Genomic DNA, 9,147 nt, shown 5'->3' on the forward strand with positions numbered 1-9,147 from the left:
ACGCCGTTCTCCGTTATGCCCGATTCCAGTCTCGACAACCGGAACCGTAGGCCGGAGAACGGCGTGCGCTGCTACGACATGCTCAACCCACCCACGACAACGTCACAAGAGCCGCTTTTTGTATAGCAAGGGCCCCTTGTTAACGGTCGGACGCCGGGACGACCGGTCGGCCGGGACAGGTCCGCCCGGTTGGCTGATTTTTGAAATTGTTCGACATGATATGATGGCTTTTAGCGCTATTAGCGTCGCAGGCGTGACGACTTCCGTAGGACCCAGCCAGACCGCGCTGATGGCCGCCGCGGCCCGCGCCGCTCACCCGATCGTGGACGGCGAGCCGCTCATCTTCGCCGACCCGCTCGCCGAGACGCTGCTCGGCGACGTGGCCGACGAACTCATCGACTACCACCGCAAGCACGGCCGGCACCTCGTGCTGGCCGGCGCCCGCGCCCAGGTCACCTGCCGCAGCCGCTACACCGAGGACCTGCTCGCGGCCGCCGTCGACCGGGGCGTCGACCAGTACGTCCTGCTCGGCGCCGGGCTGGACAGCTTCGCGTACCGCTCGCCGCTGGCGCAGCGGATCCGGACCTTCGAGCTGGACGCGCCCGGCACCCAGCGCTGGAAGCGGGACCGGGTGGCCACCGCCGGGCTGGCGACGCCGGCCGGGCTGCGGTACGTGCCGGTAGACCTGGAACGGGACAACCTCACCGACGCGCTCCGGTCCGCTGGCTTCGACCCGACCCGGCCGGCCGTGCTGAGCTGGTTGGGCGTGCTGATGTACCTCACCCGCCCGGCCCTCGAGGCCACCCTGGCCCAGCTCGGCCGGTTCGCCCCCGGCACCCGGCTGGTGCTCGACCACATGGTTCCGGCGGAGCTGCGGGACGAGGCCGGGCAGACGTACGTCGACCTGGTCGGGCCGACGTCCGCGGACCGCGGCGAGCCGTGGCGGACCTTCCTGGCCCCGGACGAGCTGGCCGACCTGCTGACCCGGCACGGATTCACGGCGGTCGAGTCCACCGACCAGCGCGAGCTGTTCGCGGCGCACGGCTGGGAACGCGACTGGCTGCGACCGTCGACGCTCACCCGCCTGGCCAGCGCCACCATCGGCGGAGGACCGCAGGAGTGAGCCGCCCGGCTCACTCCTCGGGCTGCGGACCGAGCAGCCGGATCTCCTCGATGTCCAGCGCCGCCTGGAGATCGCGCAGCACGACGTCGTCGATCTCGTTGGCGTCGCGCAGCCGGGTGATCTCGCGACGCTTCCGGTCGAGCGCGGCCAGCCGGAGCCGGCGGTCCACGTCGCGGGCCTCGGCGGCCGCCTCCGCCGACTCCGCGCCATCGGAACGCCCGTCCGCCAGGTGCTTCTCGTACTCCCGGCGGACCCGCTCGACGGCCTCCGCCGGCGCCCCGGTCTCCGTCGCCACCTCCGGCAGCGTCGCCAGGACCACCTCGGCGGCCCGGGTCCGGGCCGCCGCGACCTCCTCGATGCGCTGCCGGTCCCCGCGCAGTCCCGCCCAGCTCGTCACGAGCGGCAGCGTGGTGCCCTGGACCAGCATGGTGGAGATGATGACCACGGCGGTGACGAAGATGATCAGCTCACGGTCGCGTACCGGCTGGCCGCTGGCCGTCGTGGTCGGCACCGCGAGCGCGGCCGCCAGCGAGACGGCGCCGCGGAAGGCCACCCAGCCGGCAGCCGTCCGCGCCCGCCAGCCCGGCCGCTGCGTCCCGCGACTCAGCAACCCGATCGGGTACGCCGAGAGGTGCACCCAGACCAGCCGGGTGAGCACCACCACGCCGGCCACCACCAAGGCGAGCGTCAACGCCCGCCCGAACGACACGCCGGCGACCGCCCGGACCGTGCCCGGAATCTGCAGGCCCAGCAGCACGAACAGGCCGCCGTTGATCAGGAAGGTGGAGAGTTCCCAGAAGCTCAGGGCGAGCACCCGGGACGGCGCGCGGATCACCCGGGGGCTCGCGTACGACAGCACCAGCCCGGCCACCACGACGGCGAGCACCCCGCTGGCGTGGACCAGCTCGGCCAGCAGGAACGCGGTGAACGGGGTGAGCACGCTGAGCGTGCCCTCCCGGAGCGGATCGTCCAGCCGCCGCCGGACCAGCACCACGACCACCGACACGACCAGGCCGGCGGCCACCCCGCCGAAGAGCGAGACGGCGAACCGGCTCAGGTACCCCGTCGCGCCCGGGCTCGCTCCGCCGGCGATCAGGCCCACCGCCACGGAGAAGAGCACCAGCGCCGTACCGTCGTTGATCAGGCTCTCCGCCCGCAGGATGGTGAGGAACCGGCGGGGCAGCCGCTTGGCCAGGCCGGCCACCGCCGCCGCGTCGGTGGGCGAGAGCACGGCGCCGAGCACCGCGGCCGCGGCCGGGTCGACCCCCATGGCCCGGGCGGTGAACGTCACGGTCAGCGTCGTCAGGATCACCAGCGCCACCGCCAGCCCGGCGATGATCAGCAGGTTGGCGCGGACCTCCCGCAGGCTGACATAGAGGGCCTCCCGGTAGAGGATGGCCGGCAGGAACAGCAGCAGCACCACGTCCGGCTGGAGCACCACGTGCGACAGCGGTGGGGTGAACGCGAGCAGGGCCCCCATGGTGATGAGCAGGACCGGCGGGGCGACCCGGTAGCGGCCGCCGATCGTCGTGCCGACGAGGACGGTCGTGGCCAGCACGACAACCAGCACGAGACCCTGCACCGCTCCAGGATGGGTCATCGCCGCGTCCGGCGGGACCCGTTGGCCGGACCGGCGCCGGCACGACTGTCCGGCGGTTGACCCTGACCCAGGGGCAACCCCCAGGGTGGCCCGTACCGGTCAGCCGACCGGTACGAGGAGGATGACACCGTGGGGCTGCTGACCATCGGCGCGTTCGCCCGGGCCGCGCGGCTGACGCCAAAGGCGTTGCGCCTGTACGACGAGCTGGGTCTGCTGCCGCCGACCGCGGTCGATCCCGAGTCCGGATACCGGTTCTATCATCCGGACCAGCTGGACCGGGCCCGGCTCATCGCGCAGCTGCGCCGCATCGGCATGCCGCTGGCCGAGATCCGTACGGTGTGCGAGCAGGCGCCGGCGGCGGCGGCCGGGACGATCAGCGCCTACTGGCAGCGGGTCACCGCCGACACGGCGACCCGCGGGCATCGGGTCGCCCGCCTCGTCGAGCGCCTGACCAGGGAGGACGCCGCCATGTCCGACACCACGGGCTCGTTGCGGGTCCGGCACGCCACCCGCTGCGACCGGGGACGGCAGCGGGACAGCAACGAGGACACCGCGTACGCCAGCGATCGGTTGTGGGCCGTCGCCGACGGCATCGGCGGAACCGGCGGCGCGGCCGCCAGCGGCGCGGCCGTGGCGGCCCTCAAGCGGCTCGAACCGGGCGACCGGCCGGGCGTCGAACTGCTCGCCGCGCTGGCCGCGACCCTCGACGACCTCGACCGCGCGGTACGGGACAGCGGCACCGGCGAGCAGCGGCCCGGCACCACGCTGACCGCGCTGCTGCGCCGCGGTTCCCAACTCGCCCTGGTCCACATCGGCGACACCCGGGCCTACCTGCTGCGCGGCAGGGAACTCGCGCAGCTCACCCAGGACCACACGTGGGTGCAGGACCAGGTCGACCGCGGCCGGCTGACCCGGGACCAGGCCGCCGGGCACGAGCAGCGGGCGCTGCTCACCCGCGCGCTCGGCGGCGGCAGCCGGCCCGTCGAGGCCGACCTCGCCCTGCGTACCGCCCTGGTCGGCGACCGCTACCTGCTCTGCTCGGACGGACTGTCCGCGGTGGTCGACCGCCGGGACCTGCACGCCGCGCTGGTCGAGGGCGGCGAACCGGACGCCACCGCACAGCGGCTGGTCGCTCTGGCCTATGCGGCCGGCGCGCCGGACAACATCGCCTGCGTGGTGGCCGACATCGTCGGCGGTTAGCAGCTCGGGCGGGAAGGCCGAGCTGGGCCGAGCCGCGGCAGGGGCCGGGCGCGACGGCAGGGCGCGGCAGGCCCGGTCAGTGGCAGCCGCGGATGGCGGCGAGGGTGGTGTGCACGGCGAACTGCTCCCCCTCGTCGTTGTCCCAACCGCCGTCGTGGCGCTGGGTGTCGGCCAGCCGGCGGCGCGCCGCGATCAGGAACCGGTCGTCCACCGGCACGTCCACCCGGCGCAGGGCGGCGGCCAGCCAGGCCAGCTCCGCCGCCGAGAGATCGCCGAGCCGGTTCAGCAGCACGTTCTCGATCCGCATGGCCGGCTCGAACAGCTCCTGCCGGTACAGCACGGCGGCGGCCAGCCCGCCGGCGACCAGGAACGACGGCCAGGTGCCGTCGGGGCGCAGCCGGTCCGCCAGCGCCTGGGCGGCCCCGTGCACGACGCCCGCGTACACCCCGCCGACCCGGTGGTCCAGCGGCCCGGCGGCCCGGGCGTCCAGGCCGGCCACCGTGAGCCAGAAGGCGGCGTTGGCGGTGAGGTAAAAGGCGGCCTCCGGATCGCCCGGCCGGGCCCACGGCGGCGCGATGTCCGCCAGCGCCCGGTCCTCCTCCCAGGTGCCGTCGGCGCGCTGCTGGCGGGCGAGCCAGTCCAGCGCCCGGCGGGACGCGGGCCGGGCGAAGGCGCCCAGATCGTCCAGCTCCGCCAGCCGGAAGCAGGTCGCGTCGACCGACGCCACCTCGCCGCCGCGGGACGCCGGCCAGCCACCGTCCGCGGTCTGGCCGACCTCCGCGTGCTGGAGGACCTCCGAGGGTACGTCCGCACCGCCGCGCAGCCGGTGCAGGCGGGCGCGCTCGACCGGGTCGCCGTGGACCACCACGAACCCGACGGCCGCCTCCATGTCAATCACGCCGACAGGCTAGTGGGCGGTCCGAAGTTACGCCTCAGTAGCTTGGCCGGACGTGGTCCGGCCAACAGCCACCCCGCTCAGTATTCGGGAAGGGACGGGTCGACCTGCTTGATCCAGGAGAGCACCCCGCCCTGCACGTGCACCGCGTTGGCGAAGCCGGCCGACTTCAGCGCGGCGAGCGCCTCGGCCGAGCGGACCCCCGACTTGCAGTGCAGCACGATCTGCCGGTCCTGCGGCAGCCGGGCCAGCGCCTCGCCGGAGAGGATGTCGCCCTTCGGGATGAGCGTGGCGCCCGGGATCCGGACGATCTCGTACTCGGCCGGCTCGCGCACGTCCACCAGCAGGAAGTCCTTGCCGGCGTCCTGCCACTCCTTCAGCTCACGGGCCGTGATGGTGGAGCCGAGGGTGGCCTCCTGAGCCTCCTCGGAGACCGCGCCGCAGAAGTCCTCGTAGTCCTCCAGCAGGTCGGTCACCGTGGGGTTCTCCCCGCACAGCACGCACTGCGGGTCCTTCCGGACCTTGATCTTCCGGTACGTCATCTCCAGCGCGTCGTAGACCATGAGGCCACCGACCAGCGGCTCGCCGATGCCGGTGAGCAGCTTGATCGCCTCGGTGACCTGGATCGAGCCGATCGACGCGCAGAGCACGCCCAGCACGCCGCCTTCGGCGCACGACGGCACCATCCCGGGCGGCGGCGGCTCCGGGTAGAGGCAGCGGTAGCACGGGCCGTGCTCGGCCCAGAACACCGAGGCCTGGCCGTCGAACCGGTAGATCGAACCCCACACGTACGGCTTGCCCAGCAGGACCGCCGCGTCGTTGACCATGTATCGGGTGGCGAAATTGTCGGTGCCGTCGACGATCAGGTCGTACCCGCCGAAGATCTCCCGGACGTTGTCCCGGTCCAGCGCGGTGTTGTGGATGACCACCTGGACCAGCGGGTTGATCTCCCGGATGGTGGCGGCCGCCGACTCGGCCTTGGGTCGTCCCACGTCGGATTGGCCGTGGATGACCTGGCGCTGCAGGTTCGACTCGTCGACGGTGTCGAAGTCGATGATGCCCAGCGTGCCCACCCCGGCCGCGGCGAGGTACATCAGGGCGGGCGAGCCCAGCCCACCGGCGCCCACGCACAGCACCCGGGCGTTCTTGAGCCGCTTCTGCCCCTCGACCCCCACGTCGGGGATGATCAGGTGGCGCGAGTAGCGGCGGATCTCGTCAACGCTCAGCTCGGCGGCGGGCTCCACGAGCGGGGGCAGCGACACGATGGCTCCGATCGACGATGGTCTGCCGCGCCATTGTTGCTCGCCGGGCCGCCCTTCGGCCATGAGCGGGAACACCCGCCCGACATGCGGGAGCGGGAATAAAGGTGGGGGTCGCTCAGCCCCACGCCACCTCGTCGCCCGCGTACCGCCGCCCGTCCAGGTAGGGCCAGGCGTTGGCCACGCAGCCCAGCAGGCCGTACGTCTGCTGCTGCATCACCGGGGCCGGCGCGCCGGGCGCCGGGCAGGTCTCGTGCCCCAGGCCCAGCTCGTGGCCCACCTCGTGGTTCAGCGCGTACGCCCGGTAGACCGCCAGCGGCGCGCCGTAGCCGGGGACGGCGCCCAGCCAGCGACTCAGGTTGATGATGACCCGGCCGGGCAGCCGGCACGAGGTGAACCTCTCGGTGCTCAGGCCGCCGTCGGCGCACATCAGCTCGGAGGTGCCGGCCGTGGCCAGGTAGACCTCGAAGCTCGCCGGGCTGTCCGCGGGCACCCGCTGGAACCGGACGTCCCCGCCGGCCACCCAACTCCGCGGGTCACCGAGAATGGCGTCGACTGCCCCCGCGAAGTCCTCGGGCCGCTGGCCGGCCTCCCGCTCGACCGCCACGTGGAAGGCGCGCACCTCGCCGGCCGTGCCCAGCACCGGGCCGGCGCTCGCCGCGTACGCGAAGGCGCCGGAACCGGTCGACGGCGCCGGCAGGTGGTCGCCCGCCGCCGACCCAGGCGCGGCCGGAGCCGGGGTGACGGCCGCCCCGGGGTCGGTGCCGGGCCGGGCGCCCGCGCTGATCGCGCCCGGGCCGCGCGGGCCCGGAATCGGTAGCGTCGGCCGGTCCGCACCGATGAGCACGCCGACCAGCAGCAGGAGCAGCAGCAGGACCGCCCGGCCGCACCCGCGCCCCAACCGGAGCCGGCGCCCCAACCGGGGCCCGCGCCCCAACCGGAGCCGGCGCTCCACCCGGGGCCGGCGCCACGGCCGGCGGCGGGTTTCCGGCGCGGGGGCCGCGGGGTCGCCGGTCCGGGTTCGCATTCCTCCAGCGTCCCAGCAGAGCGACCCGAATTACGGCCGATCGAGGTATCCGCCCCGTCCGGGCGAACCGGCGGCGGACCCGGCCCCGACCTCGTCGAGCAGGCCCACCGCGGCCCGGGCCACCGTGCGCGGCACCTCGAGCTGCGCGACGTGCCCCACCCCGCCCAGGATCAGCAGGCGGCTGTCCGGAATGACCCGCGCCACCTGCGGCGACACCCGGATGTCCACCAACCGGTCCTGCCGCCCCGCGACGACCAGGGTGGGCGCGTCGATCAGCCGGGCGATCCGCCACAGGGAGCCGGAACCCGGCAGGTACGCGCGCAGGAAGCTGGAGACGATCCCGCGGAACGTCCGCAGGTAGGCGTGCGCGTAGTGGTCCTCCTGGTAGCGGATCCGGATCTCCTCGATGGCCTCCAGCCGGCGCTGCTCGCAGATCCGGCTGGTGTCGGCCACGCAGGCCTCCATGACCTGCTGCGCCATCGCCTCGGGGGCGAGCGAGGTGAGGTACCGCGCCGTCAACCGGGTGGCGCCGGGCACCGCGAGCAGCGGCAGCATCCGGCCCTGCAGGGAGCGGCGCGGATCCAGGAACGGCATGGCCGGGGAGATCAACGTGAGGGTACGGATGAGGTCCGGGCGAAGCCCGGCCACCCGCACGCAGATGGCGCCGCCGAGCGAGTTGCCGAACAGGTGCACCGGCCCCCGCCCGCTCTGCTCGAGGTACCGGATGACGTGGTCGGCGAACGCCGGGATCGAGTAGCTGCGCCCCGGCTGGCTGCGGCCGAATCCCGGCAGGTCGAGCGCCTGCCCGTCCAGGCGGTTGGCGAGCAGACCGGCCAGGTCCGTCCAGTTCTGCGACGAACCGCCCAGCCCGTGCACGTACAGCGCCGGTTCGGCCCCCGCCGCGGTGGCCGGGGTGTCCCGGACGTACGTGGCCAGGCCGCCGACCCGCACGTGCCGGCCCGGCCACGGTGGCGGCACCTCACCCAGCGGGAACAGCTCATCCGGCCCCAGCGAAGCGCGCTTCATGTCTCCATGATGCCCGGACGCGCCGCCGCCGACCCGGATGCCTGCTATGCCGGTAGGCCCTAGGCCAGTAGTGCCTCGAGCCGGCGGTTGACGGCGGCCAACGTCGCCCGCACGACGGCCTGGCGCGGGTCCCCGGACACCAGCGCCGACCCGGCCAGCTGCTCGACCCAGCCCTCGCAGACCAGGAAGACCACCACGGTGGCCACCTCGCAGTTGCCGAACGGCAGCACCGCGGCGTGCTCGACGAAACACCGGCCACGCTCCGCCGTGCCGTCGGGCGTCCGCAGCAGCTCACCGATGGCCGACGCCGCGGAGGCCGCGCAGAGCCGCAGCACGTACCCGTCCACCGCCGGGCCGGTGGTGACGCCGCTGGCCCGCTGCCCGGCCGCGGACAGGCTCACCTCGACCGACGCCTCCAGACCGAACGTGCTCACCTGCACGTGGTCGATGATCACGCGCGGACCCGGCGGACCGTCCGGGTTGAGCGGGCGGGACGGCGCGCTCTCCGTGGTGGTCAGCTGATGGCCGGCCGCGAACGAGGTGCCGGCCAGCGCCGAACCCGGGGGCGGGGTCTCCGTCTCCGCGGACTCGGTCGGCCCGCCCACCACCGCGCGGCCGCGGTGCGGGACGCCCGACCGGCGCCGCCGCGGCACGTCGGCCGCCGGCACGGCCGGCGACGGGCCGGCCGGAATGGCCCCGCCCGGCGCGTCCGAGCCGGCAGCGACGCCACCCGACTCCGCGCCGCCGAAGCCGGCGAGATCACCGGGCGACTCCGCGCCGGCCATGCCGGCAGCGTCGCGGGACTCGGCGGCGAGGCCGCCACGCGCGTCGAAGCCGGCGAAGCCGGCAGGCGACTCCGAGCCGGCGAAACGGTCACCGCCCGGCGCCGAGCCGGCGAAGCGGTCACGGTCACCGCCCGACGCCGGCCCGGCGAAGCGGTCACGGTCACCGCCCGACGCCGGCCCGGCGAAGCGGTCACGGTCACCGCCCGACGCCGGCCCGGCGAAGCGGTCACGG

At 74.4% G+C, this 9,147-nt stretch carries 7 protein-coding genes and 1 pseudogene; 2 read left to right on the top strand and 6 right to left on the bottom strand.

Going from position 1 to position 9,147, the window contains the following annotated elements; all coding sequences use genetic code 11:
• Window positions 1-253 precede the first annotated feature (253 nt).
• Entirely contained in the window at window positions 254-1,123 is an 870-nt protein-coding gene (locus ACFFHU_RS17455) for a class I SAM-dependent methyltransferase (RefSeq protein ID WP_377340215.1), read from the top strand.
• Window positions 1,124-1,133: 10 nt separating this feature from the next.
• Here ACFFHU_RS17455 and ACFFHU_RS17460 read toward each other — a convergent pair whose 3' ends face one another.
• Complete coding sequence (locus tag ACFFHU_RS17460; RefSeq protein ID WP_377340216.1) at window positions 1,134-2,723, bottom strand: Na+/H+ antiporter; 1,590 nt, start codon at window positions 2,721-2,723, stop codon at window positions 1,134-1,136.
• Window positions 2,724-2,852: 129 nt separating this feature from the next.
• Here ACFFHU_RS17460 and ACFFHU_RS17465 point away from each other — a divergent pair, with 129 nt between their 5' ends.
• On the top strand, window positions 2,853-3,923 hold the full coding sequence (locus ACFFHU_RS17465) for a MerR family transcriptional regulator (protein WP_377340219.1): 1,071 nt from the start codon (window positions 2,853-2,855) through the stop codon (window positions 3,921-3,923).
• Window positions 3,924-3,999: 76 nt separating this feature from the next.
• Here the strand turns inward: ACFFHU_RS17465 and ACFFHU_RS17470 are convergent, their stop codons facing one another.
• The 5 genes and pseudogenes from ACFFHU_RS17470 to ACFFHU_RS17490 all read right to left on the bottom strand — a co-directional run.
• Complete coding sequence (locus tag ACFFHU_RS17470) at window positions 4,000-4,812, bottom strand: prenyltransferase/squalene oxidase repeat-containing protein (RefSeq protein WP_377340227.1); 813 nt, start codon at window positions 4,810-4,812, stop codon at window positions 4,000-4,002.
• Between the two features lie 86 nt (window positions 4,813-4,898).
• Window positions 4,899-6,143: an adenylyltransferase/sulfurtransferase MoeZ gene (gene moeZ / locus ACFFHU_RS17475; protein ID WP_377340222.1), complete on the bottom strand. Its 1,245-nt coding sequence runs from the start codon at window positions 6,141-6,143 to the stop codon at window positions 4,899-4,901.
• Window positions 6,144-6,195: 52 nt separating this feature from the next.
• Window positions 6,196-7,104, bottom strand: a complete 909-nt coding sequence (locus tag ACFFHU_RS17480) for a DUF3152 domain-containing protein (RefSeq protein ID WP_377340224.1) — start codon at window positions 7,102-7,104, stop codon at window positions 6,196-6,198.
• Window positions 7,105-7,134: 30 nt separating this feature from the next.
• Window positions 7,135-8,130 carry an alpha/beta fold hydrolase gene (locus ACFFHU_RS17485; RefSeq protein WP_377340225.1) on the bottom strand — a complete coding sequence of 332 codons (996 nt, stop codon included), beginning with the start codon at window positions 8,128-8,130 and terminating at the stop codon, window positions 7,135-7,137.
• A gap of 59 nt (window positions 8,131-8,189) precedes the next feature.
• Window positions 8,190-9,147 (bottom strand): annotated as a pseudogene (locus ACFFHU_RS17490) (hypothetical protein); the annotation flags it as partial.

It is taken from the genome of Plantactinospora siamensis (assembly GCF_042434095.1).
Lineage (GTDB): Bacteria > Actinomycetota > Actinomycetes > Mycobacteriales > Micromonosporaceae > KBS50.